Consider the following 23,501-nt stretch of genomic DNA (forward strand, 5'->3'; position numbering starts at 1 on the left):
TAATGAAGAGAGCAGTCTGCACGTTTGGCAGCTATTATTTAACCGCAGGTTTTCCGCGTTTCAGGAAGATGGCCGAAAGTATGGATATTTTCGATGAGATACATACTGTCAGCCAGAAGGATCTGGATAAGGATTTCTATAAGAAATGGGGACGCTATCTTATTCCTTACTCTCGCGGATTCGGCTATTGGTGCTGGAAGCCGTATTTTATTCTGAATATATTGGAAAAGATGAATGACGGAGATGTGCTTCTCTATTCTGATATAGGCTGCTATTTCAATCCGAAAGGCAGGATGCGGTTGCTCGAATATTATGATATGGTAGAGAAGACGCCAACAGGGATTCTCGGGGTTAAAAGTCAGGAAGTTAGTTATAACGGGATGCCCGAAACGCTCTATTACGAATATGAATGGACGAAAGGTGATGTCTTTGCTTACTACAATGTGTATGATGATAAGGCTTTTACCCATACGCCGCAGTTCGAATCCACTATTATATTCTTCAAGAAGAGCCCGGTAGTCATGCAGTTTGTAAAGGACTGGTATCAGGCTTACTTAGATGATTATAGTCTGGCAACAGATTCTCTTTCCCGAATACCTAACCTTCCGGGATTTAAGGAGAACCGCCATGATCAGAGCATATATTCCATATTGGGAAAGAGATACGGTATAGCTGAGATTTCCACCAACGAAATTTTCCAGCGCGACTGGTCATTATTGGATAACTATCCGATACAAGCCCGCCGCGACAAATATTATACAAGCAAATATCACTACAAGCACCGTTTCAGACTCAGAAAATTATATAGAAGAATCTGGGCACTAAAGTACTGGTTCAAAGATACGTTCAACAACTATTAATTCAATAAAACTATATATATCAATCATTTATAACTTAATAGCGCAAAATATATAACTAAGGTCAAAACCAAACATATAACGTTCTTTTTACAATACGACATTTACCTATTAAGCAGGTAGAATTTTCAGCTACCTCGAATTATGCTGTATTTCGCTTACTGTATTGTTTTCCTGTAAGTATAATAATAGCACCTTAATGAACTTTTTGAATAGACTCAGAATCTAACACGACTATATATATGAAAAAAGTCTTATGCACATTTGGCAATTATCCCATGTTTAAAGGAGCGGAACGCTATCGTAAATCAGCTGAGGGCCTGAATGTATTCGACGAAATATACACATATAATGAGAATGATCTCGATGCCGACTTTAAGAAAAAGTGGGGGAGATACCTAATTCCTTATTCCCGTGGTTTCGGCTACTGGTGTTGGAAGCCATATTTAGTACTTCAGACACTAGAGAGAATGAATGACGGAGATATTCTCCTATATGCCGACCTTGGTTGTTTCTATAATCCTGACGGTCGTCAACGTATGCTGGAATACTACGATATCGTTGAGAAATCGGAAACGGGTATTCTAGGTTTCAGAGGACAGGTCATTCCCACAAACGATATGCCTGAAATGATACGCTGTGATAATGAATGGACTAAAGGTGATATCTTCGATTATTACGGTGTGCGTGATAATAAGGTATTTACCCATACTCCGCAATTCGAATCCACAGCAATCTTCTTTAAAAAAAGTCCTCTTGTAATGCAGTTTGTAAAAGACTGGTATCAGCCTTATCTTGACGATTACAGCCTTATTACCGATGAGCCGTCGCGTTCTCCCAATCTCGAAGGGTTTGTAGAGAACCGTCACGACCAGAGTATATATTCCATGCTTGCCAAAAAATATAAGATAGCCGAAGTTTCCCTCAATGAGATATGTCCTTTCGATGACAATTATGATTGGGGCCTGTTGAAGGATTATCCGATATGGGCTACCCGCAATCTTTACTATGAGTCGACATTTCATTACAGGCACCGATACCGATATCGGCAACTTTATACCAATTGGTGGAAAGCGAAGTACTTTTTTAAAGACTTATTTGGAAAGTCTGAATAAAGCATCACAACGTATTTATGCAGAGCTATATATCAAGAAATAGCAAAAGGATATTCTATGGAATTGCCTTTATCCTCTTTGTCCTGAGCTTTTATCTTAATCTTTTTAAGATAGCTCCTGACTTGAAATACACTGAATACGAGACATTCGAAGAAGCGCTTGTTTTAGGTCGGATGGCAAAAGCAGAGAAAGACGGGTTCTTTGCAGCTTCAGGTTTTACAGGAGTTAATCATAGCAGGCCGGATAGTATTATCAGTGAAGAGCAGGTAAATGATCTTACCCTAAGGGATTATGTCATTTCCGAAACACAGTTCGACCAGAAGAAATACTATATCGGAGAAGAAAAGACTCCGAACGGGTACTGTGTATATGTAAGTCATTCCGGAGGACAGGCATCGCTTTATTATCTCATACAGAAGATACTTCCGTTTAGTAAAGAAACATGCTATCAGATACTCCGTTTACTGAATGCTGTACTTATGGCAATCAGCTTTCTCGTTTTCATCGGCTGGATACTACGCAACGTTGGATTTATTGCTGCTGTCATATCCTTTGTTCTTATCTTCCTTTCCCCATGGATAGTTTTGTTTGGCGGTAATGGCTTATGGTGGTCGCTGTGGAATTTCTATGTCCCTTTTCTTACAATGCTTTTATTACTTGAGGAGAAGTATAGTCTGCATAAAGACGTTTCGGACAGAAAGATTTATGCAATGCTGTTTCTGGCATTAACGATCAAATTCTTTTTCTCCGGATTGGAATTTATATCTACTGTTATATTGTCCATTTTCATTCCTATAATATACTATGCATATCTTGAAAGATGGCAGTTTCTCAAATTTATGAAGCACTCGCTAAAAGCCACTATGGTAGCACTGGGAGCCCTTGTCTTACAGTTTATAGTATTAGCCTTACAACTTTGGAATCTATTGAGAAATCCTACTGCCGCTATACGATATATAGAATCTGCTTTTACTCGTCGTTCTTCTTTCGGAGAATTTGCTTCTGCAAGCGGAGCAACAGAAGATACCGATTCTTTCCTCTTTACATGGAACAATGTCATTAAATTTTATCTGAGGGAGAACAGTACTGACTGGGGATTCTCTCCAATATTTATCCGTATCCGGTTTATATACCTGTTTCTTATTATTATAGCCTGTGCAGCAATCATTTATTTACTGACGAAGCAATTACAAGACCGTAAATATAAGGCGCTCATATTATCAGTGTTCATATCCGTAATATGTCCGTTATCATGGTACATTATTTTCAAAGAGCACGCATTCTGGCATGTACAACTGGATGTAATCGTGTGGTATATGCCTTTTCTTTTATTAGGTTTTACTTTGATAGCAACTACATTATCCCTGTTGATAACAAAAGTATTGAAAAGTAAATAATTATTCTTTTACATAGACGTTTACTATATTCCATTTTGTCGGAATGGAATATGTAGCTTTCCTCTTTACAGTTTTATCAAAATCCTGATCAATCAGCACATAATCGTAAGAAAATATAGTATCTGCACTAATAGGTTCAGCACTTCTATTTTTTATTGCATAACAGTTATAAGAACGTCTTTCTGCTTCGAAATCGAAAGTAAGCACTATGTCATCTTTAGCTTGTACAAAATAGGATTTATTATCTTCCAACAATGTTTCAGTAAAAGCCTTGAATCCGTTCAGACCCTTAGTATATTCCGGCACCTTGTATATGTAATTACATACTAGAGATATCTGCAATATGAGTGTAATAAGTAGTGTCGGTTTCAGTTCGATTCTTGAAAGTAATTGCTTAAAAGTAAGAACAGTTAATATAGTAAGAGCAAAACTTATATAAATAAATGTCCTCGAAAAAGGAAATACTCCTTGTATAAGTGGAAACACAAAAGGTAAAACCCCGAATATAAATAATAAAATAACAAGCTTAATATTCTTCTTTATCCGCAATAGTGTGTATCCACCGACTAACATAAAGAATATCATCACATAGTATGCATTAAAGCCGAAATTATCCGAATATGTCCACATTACCAATGTAGTCATCATATGTATCACCATACTTCGGCTGATACTTGGGGCATCGGGATTCGAAAACACCATATCCCATCCGCTGACCATAAATACCGGAATGTAAAGTATTGCGGTGACAAGCACAATGAGGCAATTATAATACAATTGCTTGGATATAGACTTGTAATTATATAGTAATATGACGAGATTTAATGAAACGAAAGGATAAAGGAACGACGGCATCGTATAAAATCCTAGTACCGAGCTAAATGCAAAGAGCAACCAATGCTTATTTTGATTATTCTTCTTTATAATGCAAAATGCAGAATAAGAGGCTATAATAAAAAACAGAAGGAACATGCTGTATCCTCTCGCTACACTACTATAAAATAATACCAGAAAGAGTGTGGAATAAATCCCCATTGCCAGCAGTGAAAGTTTCTCGGTAAGTATTTCTTTTACAAATCGGAATCCGATAAACAAAGCAATAAATGAAGTGAATATGGTAATAATACGCATCTTCATCAGTACATCCATCCATGGGATAAGCTCGGTAATATTACACAGAAAAGAGTATAATATATGATTATTCGGATACGGGTAATATATCAGGCATTTGTAAAACGACGGTTTTACAAATTGATTATATGTAACGATTTCATCGGCAGTAGGAGGCAGGTAATACGAATAGAAAATCGATACAACTACAGGTAGAATTATTATGTATTTCAGATGTGTATAACGAAAATCATTATATCCCTGATTAATAACATTCTTTATTAATATAACGAATTTTTTAGGATATGAATATACTGTATCAAATTTATAGAGAATAACACTGAATAAAGCGATGAAAAGGACTAATTCTACCAACAGAAATAAATAACTATTATATATAGGCGTTTTAAAATAAATAATGATAGATCGTATTGTAATAAAAAACTCAGTATTTCCGATATACTTATTCAGGATATCTCCGGTTCCCTCACACCCTGATATGGTAAAGATTATAAGGAGTAAGGCCGAAACGGCGATAAAAAGTATATTCAGTATCTTGATCGTTTTTTTCATGTAAAGGTTTTAGTTTCCCCGCTACAAAGATATAGATAATCCCGATTTAAAAAGATATAAATCTTTTCATATAGCATATTTCTTCCTGCTACATAATATGATATGAGTTAACAGGCAGAGTAATACAAGCAATCCTCCGCTGGCGACTACTCCGTTCCATTCGTAATGCTGCCATGCGATTCCACCGATGAAAGTGCCTATTGAACCGCCCACAAAATAAGATACCATATACACCGTATTCAAGCGGTTGGATGCTTCGGGATGTGTGGAAAAAACAATTGTCTGGTTTGTTACATGCATACCTTGTAACCCCATATCCAGAAAGACAATGCCTGCAATCAGTCCTATATAGCTATTACCTAAAAATCCAAATATTCCCCATGATAATATCATTATTAAACAAGCCATAAGGATTATTTTATTCTTATTAATCTTACCAGCAAGCGATCCTGTGACGGATGCTGCCAGTGCGCCTACTATCCCTACAAGCCCCAATGAACCCGCAACGTCGCTTCCCTGAAAGAATGGGGCTTGTTCGAGGCGGAATGTCAGCGTAGTCCAAAAGATAGAAAATGAACCGAATCCTAATGCCCCTCGGACTGATGCAAGGCGCAGGCTTGGAATTTCTTTTATATACCGGAATATAGAGCTCATCAGCTGACTATATGTTCCACGGAAAGTCGGATTCATATCCGGCAGTAGCCATGAGATGAGGATAGCCATTGCGAACATCATTCCTGCAGCTATATAGAATACTTCCCGCCAACCGAGATATTCACCCAGCAATCCGCTGAAAACGCGTGAAGCAAGTATGCCTATAAGCAATCCGCTCATCACTATCCCTACATTGCGGCCTTTCTCTTCCGGTTTTGAAAGTTGAGCGGCTATAGGTACGAATATCTGGGGCACTACGGATGTCAGGCCAATAAAGAAGCTGGCAATTATCATCACAGTGAGGGAATTGCTGAAAGCAAAAGCCAGTAATGAAAGGATGATAAATATGAAGTCGAAGAGTATAATCCTTTTCCGCCGGAACATATCACCTAACGGAATAATCAGCAAAAGTCCGGCAGCATAGCCTATTTGCGTTAGCATGGCGACTTTGCTTGTTGCGGCTTCCGATTGTCCGAATTCTTTAGCTATCATACCCAATAAGGGTTGATTGTAGTAAAGATTAGCGACTACCAGTCCGGCACCGATTGTCATCAGCCAAAGGGTACTCTTTGTCAGGTATATTTTACTTTCTTGTTCGGTTGATGTCATTAATATTTATTAACTATATAATGTTAAAAAGTAACGAAAGTAACGCATTTTTCATTTATCAGTCAACAGTTATCAGTTAACAACATCTCTTTGCCTCCTTGCGCCTTTGCGAGATACAATGTTAAAAGGTAACAAAAGTAACAGAAATCAATTAGTAATTAACAATGAACAATTAATATTTCCGTAACTCGTAACTGCCCCCAGGGCGAAGTAACTTGTAACTAATATATCATTCAAAGAACTAACAGCTATTAGCTAAAGGCTAACAGCTACCTCAATATAGATAAACTTATTCCGGATAAGCCACATTCAATATCCAATTCTTTACCATTTCTTTATCGAATATTTTCCCTATAACGCGGTATTTAGAATCGTTCAGCGGATTACGTCCTGTCAGTGGTTCCGACATTACACCGATTTTCGGTTTGTAGTAATTAGCATGCACGAAAGACATCTTCCCGTTCAGGTAGTAAATATATCCTACATGGCTGTCGAGACCGACAATGTACAGTCCTTCACCTTTCGATTCGATGTAACTCACAATATCCTTCATCGGCTTTTGCTGAAATCGTTTGATGTCGGTCGATACTTTCTTTATCAGATATTCGGAAGCTTGCTGTGCCCATTTTATACGGGGGATATTGAAACCCATATCGCGCAGTGTTGTAGTAACAAAGTAACCGCAGGCAATACTGCCTTCTTTTGGGGTCTGGCTGTGCCCGTGAAATGTCCATGGCGTATTGTACCACGAACGGAAGAAATCGTCGGAAATAGTTAATAAGTATTTTTGTGCTTCAAGGAGAATGCTGTCCTGCTTTTCCTTGTTGTTTTTATTAGCTTCATATGCTTTTCTGAAAGCCTCTCTTTTCTCAATAGTTTCTTTTTTGAGTTCGGCATACGGCTTTAGATTTTCAATTTCAGTAACTTCATTTACAATCTCGCTTTCCTTTTGTTCATTCGATTTGGATGAACAGGAGAACAGAAAGAAAACAGCGAGCAATATAAAGTTTTGTAAACTCATATCAATCTATAAACCGCTTCGTTATATCCCCGAAATAATCGATGCGTCTGTCACGGAAGAAAGGCCACCAGCGACGTACCTGTTCCGAACGTTTCAAATCGATATCAATAACTTTCACTTCTTCCTTATCATTTGATGCCTGCCATAATATCTCACCCTGAGGGCCTGCTATGAAACTATTTCCCCAGAATGTGATACCGTTAGTCTGTCCTGACGGGTCGGGTTCGTAGCCTGTACGGTTCACAGATATTACGTGTAGCCCGTTAGCTACAGCATGTCCCCGTTGCGAGACTACCCATGCCCCGAGTTGGCGGTCTTTCTCATCCTGTATATCGGTCGATTCCCAGCCTATCGCAGTAGGATAAATCAGCAAATCAGCTCCGGCCATGGCCATTAGGCGGGCAGCTTCGGGATACCATTGATCCCAACAGACCAAAACGCCCAATTTACCGAGAGAAGTCTCTATCGGTTTGAAGCCCAGATCACCCGGTGTAAAGTAGAATTTTTCGTAATAAGCCGGATCGTCGGGAATATGCATCTTGCGGTACTTTCCGGCGATGGTTCCGTCTTTTTCCATTACAACGGCCGTATTGTGATACAATCCCGGTGCACGCCGTTCGAAGAGAGATAATACTATAACCACTCCGAGTTCCTTAGCCAGTGCGCCAAATTCGTCAGTAGACGGTCCGGGTATGGTTTCAGCAAGGTCGAAAATATCTGTATCTTCCACCTGACAGAAGTAAAGGGAATTATGCAGTTCCTGCATTACAATAAGTTCCGCGCCCTGCTTGGCTGCTTCCCTGACTTTGTCTTTTAGTCCTTGTATATTATTTTTAATATCAGGCGTATTGGCCTGTTGTATTATTCCTACTTTCATTGTTCTCAAAATTACGAATTACTAAATTTGCTAATTTCCGAATTTGCTAATTGTCACATTGGATTAATCCGGTAACTTAACTGTATCGGGCGACATCTGTACATGCTTTTCAAATTCCTCAATGCGAAGCAATATATCGTCTAGAAACTCTTGAGTACATCCTCCTTCCTTTGCATCCTGATAATATCTTTTCAAGAGTGGCAGGAACAATATATCATTTCCCGAAAATACCATTGCCGGAATATCGTTTTTCAGGCATCTGAATAATAATGCTTTCTGGTCTTTCATCCTTAATTAATAATTAAATAAAACCTTCGGGATACTGCATGGTAATGCAATGTAGTGAGCCATGCTGCTTAATCAGCGGTGAACAATCCACACCGACAACTTCCCTATCCGGAAAAGTCATCTGCAACTGCTTACGCGCTTCTTCATCCCTTTCCTTATCATTATAAAACGGCAACAGAACGGCTTTGTTCATAATCAGGAAATTAGCATATGTAGCGGGCAGTCTGTGATTATCTTCATCATATACAGCTTTTGCCATTGGCAGAGCCACCAGTTTATATGGTTTTCCCTGATAGTCGGTAAAAGTTTTCAGTTGCTCTTCCATTTTTGCCAAAGCATGGTAATGTTCGTCCGATTTGTCGTCACACTTTACATAAGCTATTGTGTGCTCATCACAAAAGCGGGCAAGCGTGTCGATATGGCTGTCCGTATCGTCTCCGGCAAAATAGCCATGGTCGAGCCATAGTACTTTATTTAGTCCGAATACTTCTTTCAAATAGTCTTCTATGCCGTCTTTTGACAGGTAAGAGTTTCTATTTGGTGATAGCAGACATTCGGTTGTGGTAAGCAATGTGCCTTTTCCGTCCGATTCTATCGCGCCCCCTTCGAGTACGAAATCCTTTTTGTTGACCAGCGTAACATCATTCCCAAAAATCTCTTTCGCAAATAACCCTTTGGTTATCTGGTTGTCGAAATTGGATGCAAATTTCATGCCCCAGCCATTGAATGTAAAGTCGTAAACACATTTTTTACCATCTTTTATGACAGAGATTCCGCTATGGTCGCGTGCCCATGTGTCGTTTGTCGGTAATTCGACAAGGGTAAGATTTGTAAATAAGTCTTTATGTTCCCTTAGTTCGAATTTTACTGTTTCGGCACTGTAGCAGACAATAACCAACTTTTGCCTTTTCAATATCTCTACTGCAATATTTACATAGCAGGCTGTTACGTCTTCAATCATATATTCCCAATCGGTACCAAGATGTGGCCATGTGAGTTGTATCGCACTTTGTGGGTACCATTCGGGAGGTAAAAGTATAGGGTGAGCCATTAGAATCAACTTAATAATTATATATTATAGCAAAAATACAAATATTATCTTAATACACCACCCGTTATCATCCTTCCCGAATGTACAGACTGGCGTCGCGCGGAGAAGAACAATGCAGGATTAGAGTAAGTGCAAAGATCGGCAATCTCTATATTGTCAGCGGGAATACCGGCCTCTGATAAAGTAAGTTCGTTTGCCCGTTGCAGGTCGATATGCATTTTGCCGGTTTCTGGTTTTCTGTATCCTATATCTTCCATTATAAAGCCCGCTTGTTGGAAAGCGTCGACAACCTCCTCGCCGACCTCGAAGCGTTCCTGAGATATACACGGCGCTATTCCTGCCAATAGTTTAGTGGGATCGCAGTCGAATTGCTCTTTCATTTTAGCCACTGTTTTTGCTGCAATTTTGGCTACAGTGCCTTTCCATCCGGCATGGACGGCTGCAAGTATATTCTTTTCGGGGTCGAAAATCAGTACAGGGACACAGTCGGCTGTTGTGACGCCTATACAGATATTCTTCCGGTCGGTTATCAGTGCATCGATGCCATTCATCAGTTTTACTTTCTCAAGGTCGGGTTTGCTGAGAAATGAATCGTCGATAGTCAGTATTTTGTCTTCATGGGTCTGATAAGGAATGTAAATATCTTCTTCAGAAACTCCTATAGCCTGAGCCAGTCTCTCCTTGTTTTCGGCAACATTGTCGATATCGTCGCCCGAATACATACCGAGATTTAAAGATGTATAATCACCTGTGCTTACACCGCCTTTAATAGTAGTAGAAAAATGAAATAAATTTTCCTGCTTGAAGTGATTGAATTGTAAGAGATTAATCGCTTTTATTTCGGTAAATATCATGCTTTTGTTGTTATTTTAATGTTATCTTAGGTTAAATAAATAAACTTTTCCGATCAGGTTCTGTCTTAAAGATAATGTTGTTTTATTAATCAATTTTACGTATAATGAAGAAAATTTTACTCTTACTACTTGTTGCAATCCTTGCTGTTTCATTGAATGCACAGACTAACGATCATGAAAATTATTACAAAGGAATAGAATCTAATCAAGAACTTCGCCTTTCATCGGAACAAATTGCAAAAATAAAGAAACTTAAGCGAGAGATAGGGCCACAGTTTGCAGCAATTAATAAAGACCGGAATTTGTCGGGTTATGAGAAAGGAGAGAGAAAACGTGCTCTGGCTCAGAAGCACCGTGCCGAAATACGCTCGATACTTTCGGAAAACCAGATAACAATTCTGGATAAGAAATATGGTGTTAATTCGGACGGGAGCCTAAAAGATGTCATCTCAGATAAGTATGATTCACGGCTTGATGCCTTGGAAAGAAAGTATGAGGCGGATATAGATGCTTTGGAAGGCAACAATTCATTATCCAAATCTGAAATTAAAGCAAGAAAAAAAGCTTTGAAGGATGCTTATAAAGCCGAAAAGGATAAATTGAAAGCGGAAAAAGAATCTGCTAAACGCGCTACAATATTATAATTATTTCAATATAAAAATAAAAACCCATTGAATAACAGATCCAATGGGTTTCTTATTTTATAGTCTATTATTTTTCATCTTCTGTATCTTCTCCATAGTAAAAATCAGGGTCGAAGTCATCGTCTTCTTCATCCCAATCTTCTTCGATATCATCGTCCTCAGGAATTACAACCTCATCCTCTTCGTCGAATTCTACAGACTTAATATCCAAATTACGGTGCGTGATATTGAATGACTTCTGATATTCGCCGTCGGCATTCAGTTCGCGCCATAACAGGTCTTTCAGTGCCGTAATATTATATCCTGTAATGGACGAAATAAAGATATGTGGTATTTCCGGCAAATCGGCTTCCAAAGCTTCCATCAGTTCCTCGTCCAGCATATCCGATTTGGAAATGGCAAGCACACGCCGTTTATCGAGTAACTCGGGATTATATTGTGCTAGTTCGTTCAGCAATACCCGATATTCGTGATGTATATCGTCTGCATCGGCAGCAATAAGGAATAATAATAAAGAGTTTCGTTCGATATGCCGCAGGAAGCGTAATCCAAGACCTTTACCTTCGCTCGCCCCTTCGATAATTCCCGGAATATCCGCCATTACGAATGATTTATAGTCGCGGTAGCTGACAATCCCGATTTTCGGTTCAAGTGTAGTAAACGGATAATTGGCAATTTTCGGCTTGGCAGCAGATACTACCGACAGCAAAGTCGATTTTCCTGCATTCGGGAATCCTACCAGACCTACATCGGCCAATACTTTCAACTCGAGTATAACTCTGCGTTCTTCGTATGGTTCGCCCGGCTGCGCATAGCGCGGAGCCTGATTAGTAGGAGTCTTAAAGTGGTTGTTTCCACGTCCGCCTTTACCGCCTTTCAGCAGGATAACTTCCTGTCCGTCTTCGGTTACGTCGCAGAGATATTCGCCAGTTTCGGCATCATAGGCAACTGTTCCCATAGGAACTTCTATGATTTTTGTCTCCCCTTTTTTACCGGAGCTCAGCCTACCTGTACCGCCTTCCCCATGTCCGGCAAGTATATGGCGCTGGTATCTGAGGTGAAGCAATGTCCACAGGTTGCGGTTTGCCCGCAGGATAACATGCCCGCCGTCACCTCCGTCACCTCCGTCAGGGCCTCCTTTAGGGATGTACTTTTCGCGGCGGAAGTGTGTTGAACCCCTGCCTCCCTTTCCGGAGCGGCAATATATTTTGACGTAATCGATAAAATTTGAATCTGCCATAATTTAGTTACGAGTTACAAGCCCTAGGGGCAGTTACAAGTTACGAGTTACAGTTTACAAGTTCATGGATAAAGCATCTTGTAACTCGTAACTTGTAACTCGTAACTACTTAAATACAATTATTTTACTTTGTCAACGGCTTCGGTTATACGATCGAAGATTTCTTCGACAGTACCTACGCCTTTTATAGAGGCAAGTTTCCCACTTGTCTGATAATGTTCTTTGAGCGGAGAAGTCTGGTTTTTGTATACATCCAGGCGCGACTTAATTGTTTCCAGATTATCGTCGGAGCGTCCCGATTGCTGTCCTCGTTTGATAAGGCGGTCTATCAGTTCCGGCTCTTCTACTTCGAGGCTGACAACGATAGTCACTTCCTGACCTCTTTCTTTCAACATCTGTTCCAGTGCTTCGCTTTGAGGAATAGTGCGGGGAAAGCCGTCAAAGATTACTCCGGCAGCTTCTTTTTTGCTGTCGAGTACGTTTGCCAGCATGCCTATTACTACATCGTCGGGTACAAGTTGTCCTTTCGATATGTAATTTTCGGCAAGTTTACCGAGTTCTGTGCCGTTTTTCATTTCAGCACGTAATACATCGCCTGTAGAAATGTGTGCAAGATTGTATCTCTTAATCAGGTTCTCACTCTGAGTACCTTTGCCTGAGCCCGGAGCTCCAAAAATTATAATATTCAACATGTTTATAAAGTTATAAGTGAGGAGTTAAGAGTTATAAGTTGCGAATTTGTCAACTTGTTTACTCGTCTACTCGTATCTACTTTTTAATTCTTAATCTTATAAATATCCGGCAGATTACGGCCATATCCGTCGTAATCGAGTCCGTATCCTACAATAAAGTCGCTAGGTATTTCCAGTGCCACATAATCCAGTTTCAACTCATGCTGCAAAGCATCCGGCTTGAGTAACAATGTTGTTATCAGAATTTCCTTTGGCTCGTCGCAAATCAACTGTTCCAGCATAAGGGTCATTGTGTATCCGGTGTCTACAATATCTTCGACAATAACTATCGTACGTCCTTTGATATCTTCTTCCAATCCGTATATCTCTTTGATCTTTCCGGTCGAAGTGGTGCCTTTATAAGAAGACATCTTCACGAATGATACTTCGGAAGGAACAGATACGCGTTTCATCAATTCAGAAGCATACATAAAAGAACCGTTCAGGACACAGATAAACAAAGGGTCTTTATCTTTCAGATCATTGCTCAGTCGGGCGGCAACATCGTCGATCGCTTTTTCTATTGTTTCCTGTGTAAGGAAAAGTTCAAACTCCTTATCCTTAATTTTCACCGTTTTCATGTATGGCCTCACTCTAAATTGTTAGTAAACTGCAAAAGTAGTATAAATCGCTTAATTGAGCGTTATTTAATGTTATCTTTTTACATAACTGATTCTTAGATTTATTTACGGTAAGTAATATGGAATGGTTGCATATTCTGTGAAAATATTTATCTTTATGCCTAGCCTTGAATATAAATTCTCAAATAACTCAATTAATCTTATCTTACTATGAATGTATTAAAAGTGATTTGTTTTTTTTCGCTTCTTGTACTGGCAGGATGTGATAAATCTCCGGATGCAGCAATAATCTCAGGGAAAATAGAAGGAAAGAGTATAGATTCTATAGAATATTCACTGCCGGTAAACGGGGTTTCTTTTACGGGATTCACAGGAAAAACTGCTGTAGACAGCCTGGGTAATTTTACCATATCTCTGATTATGGAAAAGCCTGCTATTATTTCTTTAATGGGATTCGGGTCGGGTAAAAAAATAATAATCGAACCTGCGCAGAAATATGACCTTCATATTAAAGCAGACGATAACAATTCATCCCTGAGCATAACAGGGCTTAATGAAGAAGGCAATAAACTTTTTTCGGAACTGCCTAATCCGCCGTTTCTTGAAATGGAGCTGAGGAAATATGGCAGAAATGCCTCCTTAGATTCCATGAAAACGGATATGGCTGCAAAGAAAGCGGAAGCTATCGGTTTTTTTAAAAAATTACTGGATGAAAAGAAAGTATCTGCAAAGTTTTATGATATGGTGGGAGCCGAACTGGACTGTTATTACGCAGCTTTGGAAACTTTAGCTCATTATTCGAAAATGGATTTCTCAGGAAATCTGAAAGAACAATCCGCAGCTCTCGATAGTATTTACTCGCAATATCCTCCCGACAGCGAACGGTTAATGGCTTCATCCTACTGGTATCAATATGCGGACAGGTATATAACCGTATACAAAGAAATAGCCGCAGGGGAATATAATCAGGAAAAACTTAGGGAGATATATGAGGCAGGTAAGATATATACATATTTTGTTGAAAATTCGAAGAAGAACTTTACCGGTTTGCGATTGGAATATTTCATAGCTGCTTACCTTTATTTCCAGAGTATACAGAAAAATTATGAAGCGGAGTTAATAACTCTGTACAATCAATTCAAAACCGATTATCCCGACAGTAAGTATATTGTTTTTTTAGAGCCTTTGATAAATGAGATCGCAGATTATCAGAAAAAAATATCTGCCGATTTTTCTGAAAATATGAAATTTGTCCCCGATTATCAGAATATCAATACTTTAAAAGAACTTATATCCCTGTTTAAAGGAAAGAAACTTTATATAGACATTTGGGCGACATGGTGTGGCCCGTGCAAAACTGAATTTAAATATAACAAGGAATTGAAGGAAATATTAAAGGAGAAAGGGATGGAGTCTATATACATTTCCATTGATGAGGACAGGAATGATAAGCAATGGAAAGATATGATTAAATTCTATTCTCTCGAAGGTAATCATGTGCGGGTGAATAAGGCATTGGATGCAGATTTGCGAAAAGTATTCGATCGGGATGGTATGATCGCTATACCGTGGTATATTATGGTGGACGAAAACGGTACAATCATAGAAAAGCATGCAAAAGCTCCATCCCAACTGATAAAGGATAAATAATCAGATAAATGATTAAAAGACAAAAGGCTACGGATTCCGTAGCCTTTTATATTTTGTAAAAGCGTATTTATCACTGAGGTGCTCCGTAAACTTCCTCGCAAGGTTGGATAATTACCCAGCCTTCGCCTTCAAACATCATCTGGAAGCTTTCACCACTACCGCGTCCGATAAATGTTTTCAGTGAGATGTCTGTTTTCATCTGAGGAGTAAGGTTGCCCGACCATGCTACTGTTGCATTAGGATCTGTAAATACAGGCTGTCCCGGTTTAACGATCAAGGTCATAGGGTTTCCGTGAGTAGTGATAGCAATGTGACCAGTTCCTGTCAGGCGTGCCTGGAATAGTCCCCCACCCATGATTCCTGCAACGCTCTTCATCATTTTTACTTCCGATTTAACACCTTCTTCGTGAGCAAGGATGTCATTACCGTTAACGTTGATAGATTCATTTTCAAGATAAAGGATACGTACTCTTTTTTCGAAATCGGCAGCATAAACGCGGCCTGTACCTGTTGTCTTCATCATGGTTGTTCCTTCACCGGACATAGTTTTCTTAAGCAGGTTGCCGATACCTTTGCTCAGCATGCCTTCTCTTTCGAATTTTATATTCCCCGTGTATGCTACCATCGCTCCTTTTTTTAGCATCACCATTTGGTTGTTGATGTTAAGTTCAAGCATATAAGGACTTTCTAACTGGAAGAAATCATTTTTTGATTCGTCTTGCGCTGTTTCTTCGATAAATGCCTTAATAGAATATTTGTTCATAGTGTAAAGTTTTAATAATTAATTAAATACTAAGTTTTGTTATTTTAAATCTCTTCAAATTCTAAGCAAGAAAGCCTAAAAGTAGTAAAATTTATTAAAAAGTTGCTATAAAACGCAATGAATGATATCTATATTTTGATATATATGTTTTTCTTATACAGAATATTACCTATTATCCAGCAAATGGCGACAAAAAGCAAGGCGTAGACCAGCGCCCCGAAATAATCTCCGAAATAGGGTTGCAGCAGAACCGTGTATATATATTCTTTAGCAGATATATATCCTTCCTGATATGGGAACACAGCCTGATAAGATAATGTACCCAGTACACCTGCAAATACATATATAAAGAGGGGGTTCACTCCGAACGACTCGAAAAATACACTCCATTTTTTGTGTCCTTTTATATCGATAATCCAGACCAGTAAGGCAAGGAATAACGAACCTAGCCCGCATGTTGCCAAAACAAATGTCGGAGTCCATAGCTTTTTGTTGATAGGGCAACCATAACTTAGCAGTAAGCCGAGGAATGTAAGTATAGTACCGATGATAAACAATTGCGTTATCCTCTTCTCATTGTCCTTTGTATTCATAAGTACAGCTCCACAGCAAAAACCAATGAGGACGTGGGCAATCGCCGGCAGGGTGCTTAATACTCCTTCGGGATCAATTGCTACACCACCGTCTACAAGCAAATGTTTCATACCTAATACTGCTCTGTCGACTACCGATACGATACTCTCATCACTTCTTTCAAAACCGTTACCAAACAGTAGTAAAAGGAAATATCCGATAAGAGTTACTCCTATGATGTATGGAATATATTTGTGTTTTACAGTAATGGCAACAATAGAGGCTATGCCATAAGTGAGCGCCAGACGTTGCATTACACCCAATATACGTATACGTTCGAAATTTGTTATGGCTCTGAAAAACCTTTCGAAGAATCCGAGTCCTTCCGGTTCCAGCACATGGTAAGTACGGAAAGAAAGTCCGATCCACGCAAGCCCTAATCCGATAACGAATATAACAAGCGTCCGTTTCAGTATCTTCAACAGAGTAGGGGTGCTGAACTCAAAATTAAATTTCCGCAACGAAATATAAGTAGATATTCCCATAATGAACATGAAGAAAGGGAATACAAGATCGGTAGGAGTAAGACCATTCCATTCAGCATGCTGAAGCGGCGCATAAGTATGCTGCCACGAGCCTGAATTGTTTACCATGATCATTCCTGCAATAGTGATGCCGCGCAATACGTCTAGGGCAAGTAATCTGCCCGAAGGTTTCTGTGTCATTTCTTTAATTTTTTATTTGGTTAACTATATGAATATATGTATCACACAGGTGCGGCATTTCCTGTGCGATACCTTATTTTTCTTATTCTTCTACCAAAGCAAAATCCAGTTGCTTGCGCTCCAGATTGGCACGGGCAACTTTTATTTTTATAGGTGCGCCCAGACTATAGATGCGCTTGTTGCGGCGACCGCGCAGACAATAATTCTTTTCGTCGAATTCGTAAAAATCATCGTCCAGATCGCGGATAGGAATCATTCCCTCGCATTTATTCTCATTTATTTCGGCATATAGTCCCCACTCGGTTATGCCGGAGATAACAGCATCGAATACCTGTCCCAGCTTGTCGGACATATATTCCACCTGTTTATATTTTATTGAAGCACGTTCGGCGCTTGCTGCCAGTTGTTCCATTTCGGAACTGTGCTCACATTTACTTTCGTATAATTGTTTGCTTACACTGCGTCCTCCATCCAGATAACGGGTAAGCAGGCGGTGTACCATCATATCAGGATAACGGCGTATAGGAGAGGTGAAATGCGTATAGTATTCGAATGCCAAGCCGTAGTGCCCGATGTTAGCTGTAGAATAGATTGCTTTAGCCATTGCGCGGATAGCGATAGTGGAAATGAGGTTTTCTTCCGGTTTCCCGCTGACTTCATCCAGCAAATGGTTTATGGATTTAGATACATTCGTTTTCGTTCCGTCTACTTTTATTTTATAACCGAAACGGCGGATAAATTCGGATAGGTTCTCCATTTTTTCCGAATTAGGCACGTCGTGGATACGGTAGACAAATGTTTTTGCTGTCTTGTTTTTAGGAACATTCCCGACAAATTCGGCAACGGTGCGGTTTGCGAGAAGCATAAATTCTTCTATCAGCTTGTTCGATTCCTTAGCATATTTGAAATATACGCTCAGCGGTTTACCGTGTTCGTCGATTTCGAATCTTACTTCGTGGCGGTCGAATGCAATAGCTCCGTTATCGAAACGTTTTGCACGAAGTTTCTTGGCCAGATCGTTTAGTTTCAAAACTTCTTCTTTATAGTCACCCTCGCCTGTTTCTATAATGTCCTGCGCTTCTTCGTAAGTAAAACGCCTGTCGGAATGGATGACGGTACGCACGATACGGTGTTTCTTAATGTTGGCTTCATCGTCCATTTCGAAAACAACGGAGTAGCAGAGTTTGTCCTCGTGAGGACGCAGTGAACACAACCCGTTACTCAGATGCTCAGGTAGCATAGGTATTGTCCTGTCTACAAGATATATGGATGTAGCACGGCTTTCACCTTCTTTATCTATAATATCCCCTTCCTGTACATAATGGGTGACATCTGCTATATGTACGCCGATTTCCCAGCGACCGTTTTTCAGTTGTTTTATAGATAGGGCATCGTCAAAGTCTTTTGCATCGCGAGGGTCGATAGTAAAGGTGGTTGTACCTCTCATATCTTCGCGTTTGGCAATCTCTTCTTTTGTGATTTCTTCCGGTATTTTATTGGCGGCGGCTTCAACTCTTTCCGGATATTTGTACGGTAGACCGTATTCTGCCAGTATGGCGTTCATCTCCGTATTGTTTTCTCCTGCCTGCCCCAGAATGTCTATTACCTTACCGATAGGATTTTTAGCTTTTTGCGGCCACTCTACTATTTCTACCAATGCTTTATCTCCGTCTTTTCCGCCTTTAAGGTTTTCTTTCGGGATAAATATATCGTTTGCCAGTATTTTACTGTCCATTACCAAAAAAGCAAATTGCTTCTGAACATCGAGTGTGCCGACAAATGTATTTTGTTTGCGTTCCAGTATTTCTATTACTTCGGCTTCCGGATCACGTCCTTTACGTTTTGCCAGCATCTGCACTTTAACGCGGTCGCCGTTCATGGCATGTGCCGAATTGCGTTCTGCAACGAAAACATGTGAACTGTCGTCGTCACCATCGGCAACAAAGAAATTCTTCCCGTTGCTTCTGCGTTCGAATGTTCCTTCCACGAAAAGTCCGCGGTTATTGGATTTATATTTTCCCCGTGCAGTTTCTATAATGAAGGCATCTTCCTGCAGGTCATACAATATATTTGTGATCAATTGCTTTTCGGCCGGCTTTTTGAATCCGAGTTTTTCAGCAACTTGTTTAGAACTGAAAGATTCGGATGAATTTCTGTTGAAAAAGTTTACAATACTGTTGATTATATCTGATTTTGTCTTCCTTTTATCAGTTTTGTGAGGCGGTTTATTTTTAGCCATGTTGTATAATAATTTCTTTATTTTGTTTTTCAGGTAAACATTCGCAGGATGCAAAATGTTATGGCCTTCGTATTTTTACTAAGTTTCAAATGTACAAAAAAGAATTAAATTGTACATCTGATTATTTGTGAATGAAGTACTTTTCTAATAATATTATGTAATTTTGCTTTCCAATAAATAAGAACAGATAATAATGCCTTGTATATTAAATATAGAAACCGCTACGGAAGTATGCTCTGTTGTAGTATCGCGCGACGGTGAAGTGATTTTTCAGAGAGAAGAAACAAAAGGGCCTTCACATGCCGTACTCTTGGGCGCTTTTGTCGATGAAGCGGTGAAAACACTACGCGGTCATGGCATAGCTTTAGATGCTATAGCCGTAAGCTGTGGCCCCGGTTCATATACCGGACTACGCATAGGCGTGTCGGAAGCAAAAGGGCTGTGCTTCGGATTGAATATTCCGCTCATAGCCCTTAATTCCTTAAAGATTATGGCGAACGGAGTACTGAAAAGGAACGACCTTGAAGACTATTCATTATTATGTCCTATGATCGATGCCCGCCGTATGGAAGTATATGATGTATTGCTGAACAAGGATTTGCAGGAAGTTCGCCCTGTAAGCGCCGATATTATCGATAATGATTCTTTTGCGGAATATCTCGCTAAGCATCGTATCCTCTTTTTCGGCAATGGGGCTGAAAAATGTAAGTCTGTATTACAATCTGAAACAGCTTTGTTTTTAGATAATATATATCCGCGGGCGTTAGATATGATTAGCCTTGCTGAAGAGGCTTTTAAAGAAAATGCCTTTGAGGATGTTGCATATTTCGAGCCGTTTTATTTAAAGGAGTTTGTGGCAACAGTGCCGAAGAATAAGGTGCTGGGGAATCCCTCTAAGTCATAATTCATTATTTATTCAGAATAATAAAACAGCAGTAATAATCGTTATTTCTGCTGTTTTTTATGCTTTCAAATCTTAATCTATTATATAATACAATGTAATTGCTATAACTCCTAACATGGATAAACAGGAATATAACAGTTCTTTCTTAGGCCATTTTTTTATATTAATAACAACAATGACGCCTACAGATAATATAGTAATAATTCCATATATAATAAGAGGCAACATATAATTAGCTGTCAGTAATACAGTTGCTGCAGTTATTATAGCATAAACTAATATTATTTTGTCGATTAAAGGATTTACCAATTTGAACATAGCTTATTATTTGAGTGGTATATTCCTTAAACTATATAATATATTATCGCTAAAAATGATATTGCCAACATTGCAATAATGGAATGTAAAAGTTCTTTTTTCGACCATTTCTTTCTATTAATAAAAATAATAATTCCCATTGAGATAATAGCAATGCAACTATAAATTATGAGAGGTATAACATTGCTCGTAATTAATAAAGTGGCTGAAGCAATAATAGTATAAGCTATTATTATTTTATCTACTAAAGGATTTACAAATTTAAGCATGGTTTTTCATTATGTAATTAATTAAGGTCGCAAAAGAATTATACTGTCTAAATTTAAAAATAATATCCCAAATATTTTCTTTTTCAAATATTATATCTATATTTACGAAAAAATAGTAGTTTTACGTAAATGATATACTAATGGAAAAGCTAACTCATCAGGAAGAATCTATCATGCTTCATATCTGGCAACTCAAAGAATGTGTAGTAAAAGATATAATAAATGAAATGGATGATCCCAAACCACCCTATACAACTGTAGCATCGGTAGTGCGCAATCTGGAGCAAAAAGGATATCTCAATTCGAAGAAATATGGGAATGTATGGGTATATACTCCAAAGATAGAGGAAGATGAATATAAAAAGGTCTTTATGTCGTCCGTTGTAAAAAGCTATTTCGAAAATTCATATAAAGAACTGGTATCTTTCTTTGTCAAGGAAGAAAAAATATCTTCGCAAGAATTAAAGGAGATAGTAAAAATGATTGAGAGAGGAGAATCTTAATTAAAAGATAAAGCGCCATGGATTACGCGATCATTATATATCTGGCAAAGGTGTCAATTGCTTTGGCCTTATTTTACGGTTTATACTTGCTCTTTCTGAGAAAAGACACATTTTTAAGGCTCAGGAGAGGATTTTTTCTGATTGCATTATTGTTTTCACTGCTGTTTCCCGCATTCACTATCGAAATACCTGCCACAAGCGACACACCTCTGTACATACCTGCCTATTGGCTTCCCGAAGCAGAGGCTATCGAAATTGTAGCGGATGCCGATTCGGAATCTGCGCTGATAGATATGCGAACGATAGCATTAGGCGTATTATTCACTATATCTCTGATTTGTGCACTGAAGTTTATATTTCAGCTTTTGAGTATAGTCAGGCTTCGGTTTGCTAACGAATCGGAAGAGAAAGTAAACTGTCGCATAATAAAAGTAAAAGATAAAAAAGCTTCGCCTTTCTCCTTTTTCGGCTGGATTTTTATAAACCGTGATATGGATTGCGCGGCAAAACTCGATGAGATAATAGCTCATGAGCAGGTTCACGTAAGGCAATACCATTCTATAGATGTTTTGCTTTTCGAGATATTCTGTATATGCTTCTGGTGGAACCCGTTTGCATGGCTACTGAAGAAAGAGATGAAGCTGAATCTGGAATATCTGGCTGACGAGGGAGTTTTAAATTCAGGCTACAATACAAAAGAATATCAATATATATTATTAGAAGTTTCAAGTAAGAATACCGGTATATCACTTATTAATAATTTCAATGTATCACAACTCAAAAAAAGAATATCGATGATGAATAAACAAAAAAGTTCGATAATATCATCCCTGAAATATATGCTGGCTGTGCCGTTGGGTATAGTGCTTTTGTTGGGTAATGCAATACAGGCAACAACAACATTGAATGATTTTTCTATCGATGGTATTACTGAAGTAATAGACGAGTTACACTCTCCCCAAGAGAATGCAGATGCATATAATTCGGCAGAAGTAATGCCGGAATTTCCCGGTGGTGCAGATGCTATGATGTCTTTTATCAATAACACACGGAAATATCCTGTAAGTGCAATAGACAAAAAAGCAGAGGGGCGTGTAATGGTACGCTTTGTTGTAAAAAGTACTGGTGAAGTAGCAAAGGCTGAAGTTTGGCGTGGTATTAATCCCGATCTGGATAAAGAAGCAGTTCGTATTGTAAGTGCAATGCCAAAATGGATTCCGGGTAAACAGGGCGGCAAGGCTGTGGATACGTACTTTAATTTGCCTGTTATATTCAAGATGCCGGCAGATTCACGGGAAAAAGCAGTAGCCGGTTCCGGTAATCAGGTACCAAAAACAGGTAAAGAAAAAACAGAAGAAACACCTTCTTTTCCAAAAGGAGAAGCAGCTATGCAGGCTTTTATCGCTGCTAATATGAAATATCCGGTAGAAGCGCAAAAAGAAGGTTTGCAGGGACGGGTATTAGTCAAATTCATGGTTAAAAGTACCGGAGATATTACAGATATATCTATAGTTCGCGGAATCGATCCTTTACTAGATACTGAGGCTTTAAGAGTAGTAAAGTCGATGCCTAAGTGGAATCCGGGTAAAAAAGACGGTAAGGCAGTAGATACATACTTTACGTTACCATTTGTATTCAGGCTTAGTAAAGGCGATTGTACATCTTCTATAAATAAAGAAGCGGAAAATGATTCGAATACATTGTTTGTATATAATGGTAAACTCGTGAAAGCAGCTGAATTCAAAAAATATGAAGAATCTATAAAATCACAGGATAATAAAGGTGCTATCACAACTATAATGGTACTCTCCGAAGCTGACGGCGTGAAAAAGTACGGACAAAAAGCTAAAGGCAAGAAAGTAGTGGAAATGAGTACACCAGCTGTATAATATAAAAGGTAAAATAACTAAACTACAAGAGGCAGACGGGATCTTTTCCTCTGCCTCTATTCTTTA

At 38.9% G+C, this 23,501-nt stretch carries 21 protein-coding genes; 8 read left to right on the forward strand and 13 right to left on the reverse strand.

Annotated features, from left to right (window positions below; translation table 11 throughout):
• The first annotated feature begins 2 nt into the window (after positions 1-2).
• The 3 genes from K348_RS0105150 (at position 3) to K348_RS0105160 (ending at position 3,369) form a co-directional block, all read left to right on the forward strand.
• Entirely contained in the window at positions 3-860 is an 858-nt protein-coding gene (locus tag K348_RS0105150) for a hypothetical protein (protein WP_029903622.1), read from the forward strand.
• Positions 861-1,099: 239 nt separating this feature from the next.
• Complete coding sequence (locus K348_RS0105155; RefSeq protein WP_029903625.1) at positions 1,100-1,972, forward strand: hypothetical protein; 873 nt, start codon at positions 1,100-1,102, stop codon at positions 1,970-1,972.
• Positions 1,973-1,989: 17 nt separating this feature from the next.
• Positions 1,990-3,369, forward strand: coding sequence for a hypothetical protein (locus K348_RS0105160; protein ID WP_029903627.1), 1,380 nt, complete (start codon positions 1,990-1,992; stop codon positions 3,367-3,369).
• On the opposite strand, the gene K348_RS0105165 is transcribed toward K348_RS0105160, so the two are convergent.
• The 7 genes from K348_RS0105165 to pgeF form a co-directional block, all read right to left on the reverse strand.
• Positions 3,370-5,052 (reverse strand): glycosyltransferase family 39 protein, encoded by a 1,683-nt coding sequence (locus tag K348_RS0105165; RefSeq protein WP_029903628.1) that lies wholly within the window; start codon positions 5,050-5,052, stop codon positions 3,370-3,372.
• A gap of 66 nt (positions 5,053-5,118) precedes the next feature.
• Positions 5,119-6,315, reverse strand: a complete 1,197-nt coding sequence (locus K348_RS0105170; protein WP_029903630.1) for an MFS transporter — start codon at positions 6,313-6,315, stop codon at positions 5,119-5,121.
• A gap of 289 nt (positions 6,316-6,604) precedes the next feature.
• On the reverse strand, positions 6,605-7,336 hold the full coding sequence (locus K348_RS18740; protein WP_051697631.1) for a hypothetical protein: 732 nt from the start codon (positions 7,334-7,336) through the stop codon (positions 6,605-6,607).
• A gap of 1 nt (position 7,337) precedes the next feature.
• On the reverse strand, positions 7,338-8,213 hold the full coding sequence (locus tag K348_RS0105180; protein WP_029903634.1) for a carbon-nitrogen hydrolase: 876 nt from the start codon (positions 8,211-8,213) through the stop codon (positions 7,338-7,340).
• A gap of 63 nt (positions 8,214-8,276) precedes the next feature.
• Positions 8,277-8,501: a hypothetical protein gene (locus tag K348_RS0105185; protein ID WP_029903636.1), complete on the reverse strand. Its 225-nt coding sequence runs from the start codon at positions 8,499-8,501 to the stop codon at positions 8,277-8,279.
• A 13-nt stretch (positions 8,502-8,514) separates the two neighbouring features.
• Positions 8,515-9,552, reverse strand: a complete 1,038-nt coding sequence (locus tag K348_RS0105190; protein WP_029903638.1) for an agmatine deiminase family protein — start codon at positions 9,550-9,552, stop codon at positions 8,515-8,517.
• Positions 9,553-9,596: 44 nt separating this feature from the next.
• Complete coding sequence (pgeF, locus tag K348_RS0105195; RefSeq protein WP_029903640.1) at positions 9,597-10,406, reverse strand: peptidoglycan editing factor PgeF; 810 nt, start codon at positions 10,404-10,406, stop codon at positions 9,597-9,599.
• 104 nt (positions 10,407-10,510) lie between these two features.
• Between pgeF and K348_RS0105200 the strand changes: the two genes are divergently transcribed.
• The gene (locus K348_RS0105200) at positions 10,511-11,050 is read left to right on the forward strand and encodes a hypothetical protein (RefSeq protein WP_029903642.1); all 540 of its coding nucleotides are present in this window, start codon (positions 10,511-10,513) and stop codon (positions 11,048-11,050) included.
• Positions 11,051-11,117: 67 nt separating this feature from the next.
• On the opposite strand, the gene obgE is transcribed toward K348_RS0105200, so the two are convergent.
• The 3 genes from obgE to hpt all read right to left on the reverse strand — a co-directional run bounded on the left by obgE (position 11,118) and on the right by hpt (position 13,602).
• The gene (gene obgE / locus K348_RS0105205; RefSeq protein ID WP_029903643.1) at positions 11,118-12,290 is read right to left on the reverse strand and encodes a GTPase ObgE; all 1,173 of its coding nucleotides are present in this window, start codon (positions 12,288-12,290) and stop codon (positions 11,118-11,120) included.
• A gap of 119 nt (positions 12,291-12,409) precedes the next feature.
• The gene (locus K348_RS0105210; RefSeq protein ID WP_029903644.1) at positions 12,410-12,982 is read right to left on the reverse strand and encodes an adenylate kinase; all 573 of its coding nucleotides are present in this window, start codon (positions 12,980-12,982) and stop codon (positions 12,410-12,412) included.
• A gap of 83 nt (positions 12,983-13,065) precedes the next feature.
• On the reverse strand, positions 13,066-13,602 hold the full coding sequence (gene hpt / locus K348_RS0105215) for a hypoxanthine phosphoribosyltransferase (RefSeq protein ID WP_029903645.1): 537 nt from the start codon (positions 13,600-13,602) through the stop codon (positions 13,066-13,068).
• A gap of 210 nt (positions 13,603-13,812) precedes the next feature.
• Here hpt and K348_RS0105220 point away from each other — a divergent pair, with 210 nt between their 5' ends.
• Positions 13,813-15,252 carry a redoxin family protein gene (locus tag K348_RS0105220; protein ID WP_029903647.1) on the forward strand — a complete coding sequence of 480 codons (1,440 nt, stop codon included), beginning with the start codon at positions 13,813-13,815 and terminating at the stop codon, positions 15,250-15,252.
• 70 nt (positions 15,253-15,322) lie between these two features.
• Here the strand turns inward: K348_RS0105220 and K348_RS0105225 are convergent, their stop codons facing one another.
• From K348_RS0105225 to rnr, 3 genes are all read right to left on the reverse strand, one after another.
• Positions 15,323-16,015 carry an AIM24 family protein gene (locus K348_RS0105225; RefSeq protein WP_029903649.1) on the reverse strand — a complete coding sequence of 231 codons (693 nt, stop codon included), beginning with the start codon at positions 16,013-16,015 and terminating at the stop codon, positions 15,323-15,325.
• 128 nt (positions 16,016-16,143) lie between these two features.
• Positions 16,144-17,313 carry an acyltransferase family protein gene (locus K348_RS0105230; RefSeq protein ID WP_029903650.1) on the reverse strand — a complete coding sequence of 390 codons (1,170 nt, stop codon included), beginning with the start codon at positions 17,311-17,313 and terminating at the stop codon, positions 16,144-16,146.
• 82 nt (positions 17,314-17,395) lie between these two features.
• Positions 17,396-19,552 carry a ribonuclease R gene (rnr, locus tag K348_RS0105235; RefSeq protein ID WP_029903652.1) on the reverse strand — a complete coding sequence of 719 codons (2,157 nt, stop codon included), beginning with the start codon at positions 19,550-19,552 and terminating at the stop codon, positions 17,396-17,398.
• Positions 19,553-19,745: 193 nt separating this feature from the next.
• Between rnr and tsaB the strand changes: the two genes are divergently transcribed.
• The 3 genes from tsaB to K348_RS0105260 all read left to right on the forward strand — a co-directional run bounded on the left by tsaB (position 19,746) and on the right by K348_RS0105260 (position 23,435).
• On the forward strand, positions 19,746-20,456 hold the full coding sequence (gene tsaB, locus K348_RS0105240; protein ID WP_029903654.1) for a tRNA (adenosine(37)-N6)-threonylcarbamoyltransferase complex dimerization subunit type 1 TsaB: 711 nt from the start codon (positions 19,746-19,748) through the stop codon (positions 20,454-20,456).
• 727 nt (positions 20,457-21,183) lie between these two features.
• On the forward strand, positions 21,184-21,546 hold the full coding sequence (locus tag K348_RS0105255) for a BlaI/MecI/CopY family transcriptional regulator (protein ID WP_029903659.1): 363 nt from the start codon (positions 21,184-21,186) through the stop codon (positions 21,544-21,546).
• Positions 21,547-21,563: 17 nt separating this feature from the next.
• Complete coding sequence (locus K348_RS0105260; protein WP_081852517.1) at positions 21,564-23,435, forward strand: M56 family metallopeptidase; 1,872 nt, start codon at positions 21,564-21,566, stop codon at positions 23,433-23,435.
• Positions 23,436-23,501 lie beyond the last annotated feature (66 nt).

This window comes from Prevotella sp. 10(H), from assembly GCF_000711235.1.
Classification (GTDB): Bacteria; Bacteroidota; Bacteroidia; order Bacteroidales; family Dysgonomonadaceae; genus Dysgonomonas.

Bases quoted from the DNA above. Each gene is read 5' to 3' on its own strand.
- obgE (WP_029903643.1), bottom strand. From the start codon at position 12,290: ATGGCAGATTCAAATTTTATCGATTACGTCAAAATATATTGCCGCTCC.
- K348_RS0105160 (WP_029903627.1), top strand. From the start codon at position 1,990: ATGCAGAGCTATATATCAAGAAATAGCAAAAGGATATTCTATGGAATT.
- K348_RS0105260 (WP_081852517.1), top strand. From the start codon at position 21,564: ATGGATTACGCGATCATTATATATCTGGCAAAGGTGTCAATTGCTTTG.
- K348_RS0105180 (WP_029903634.1), bottom strand. From the start codon at position 8,213: ATGAAAGTAGGAATAATACAACAGGCCAATACGCCTGATATTAAAAAT.
- K348_RS0105155 (WP_029903625.1), top strand. From the start codon at position 1,100: ATGAAAAAAGTCTTATGCACATTTGGCAATTATCCCATGTTTAAAGGA.
- rnr (WP_029903652.1), bottom strand. From the start codon at position 19,552: ATGGCTAAAAATAAACCGCCTCACAAAACTGATAAAAGGAAGACAAAA.
- K348_RS0105220 (WP_029903647.1), top strand. From the start codon at position 13,813: ATGAATGTATTAAAAGTGATTTGTTTTTTTTCGCTTCTTGTACTGGCA.
- K348_RS18740 (WP_051697631.1), bottom strand. From the start codon at position 7,336: ATGAGTTTACAAAACTTTATATTGCTCGCTGTTTTCTTTCTGTTCTCC.
- K348_RS0105230 (WP_029903650.1), bottom strand. From the start codon at position 17,313: ATGACACAGAAACCTTCGGGCAGATTACTTGCCCTAGACGTATTGCGC.
- K348_RS0105190 (WP_029903638.1), bottom strand. From the start codon at position 9,552: ATGGCTCACCCTATACTTTTACCTCCCGAATGGTACCCACAAAGTGCG.
- K348_RS0105210 (WP_029903644.1), bottom strand. From the start codon at position 12,982: ATGTTGAATATTATAATTTTTGGAGCTCCGGGCTCAGGCAAAGGTACT.
- K348_RS0105150 (WP_029903622.1), top strand. From the start codon at position 3: ATGAAGAGAGCAGTCTGCACGTTTGGCAGCTATTATTTAACCGCAGGT.
- hpt (WP_029903645.1), bottom strand. From the start codon at position 13,602: ATGAAAACGGTGAAAATTAAGGATAAGGAGTTTGAACTTTTCCTTACA.
- K348_RS0105170 (WP_029903630.1), bottom strand. From the start codon at position 6,315: ATGACATCAACCGAACAAGAAAGTAAAATATACCTGACAAAGAGTACC.
- K348_RS0105165 (WP_029903628.1), bottom strand. From the start codon at position 5,052: ATGAAAAAAACGATCAAGATACTGAATATACTTTTTATCGCCGTTTCG.
- pgeF (WP_029903640.1), bottom strand. From the start codon at position 10,406: ATGATATTTACCGAAATAAAAGCGATTAATCTCTTACAATTCAATCAC.
- K348_RS0105200 (WP_029903642.1), top strand. From the start codon at position 10,511: ATGAAGAAAATTTTACTCTTACTACTTGTTGCAATCCTTGCTGTTTCA.
- K348_RS0105255 (WP_029903659.1), top strand. From the start codon at position 21,184: ATGGAAAAGCTAACTCATCAGGAAGAATCTATCATGCTTCATATCTGG.
- tsaB (WP_029903654.1), top strand. From the start codon at position 19,746: ATGCCTTGTATATTAAATATAGAAACCGCTACGGAAGTATGCTCTGTT.
- K348_RS0105185 (WP_029903636.1), bottom strand. From the start codon at position 8,501: ATGAAAGACCAGAAAGCATTATTATTCAGATGCCTGAAAAACGATATT.
- K348_RS0105225 (WP_029903649.1), bottom strand. From the start codon at position 16,015: ATGAACAAATATTCTATTAAGGCATTTATCGAAGAAACAGCGCAAGAC.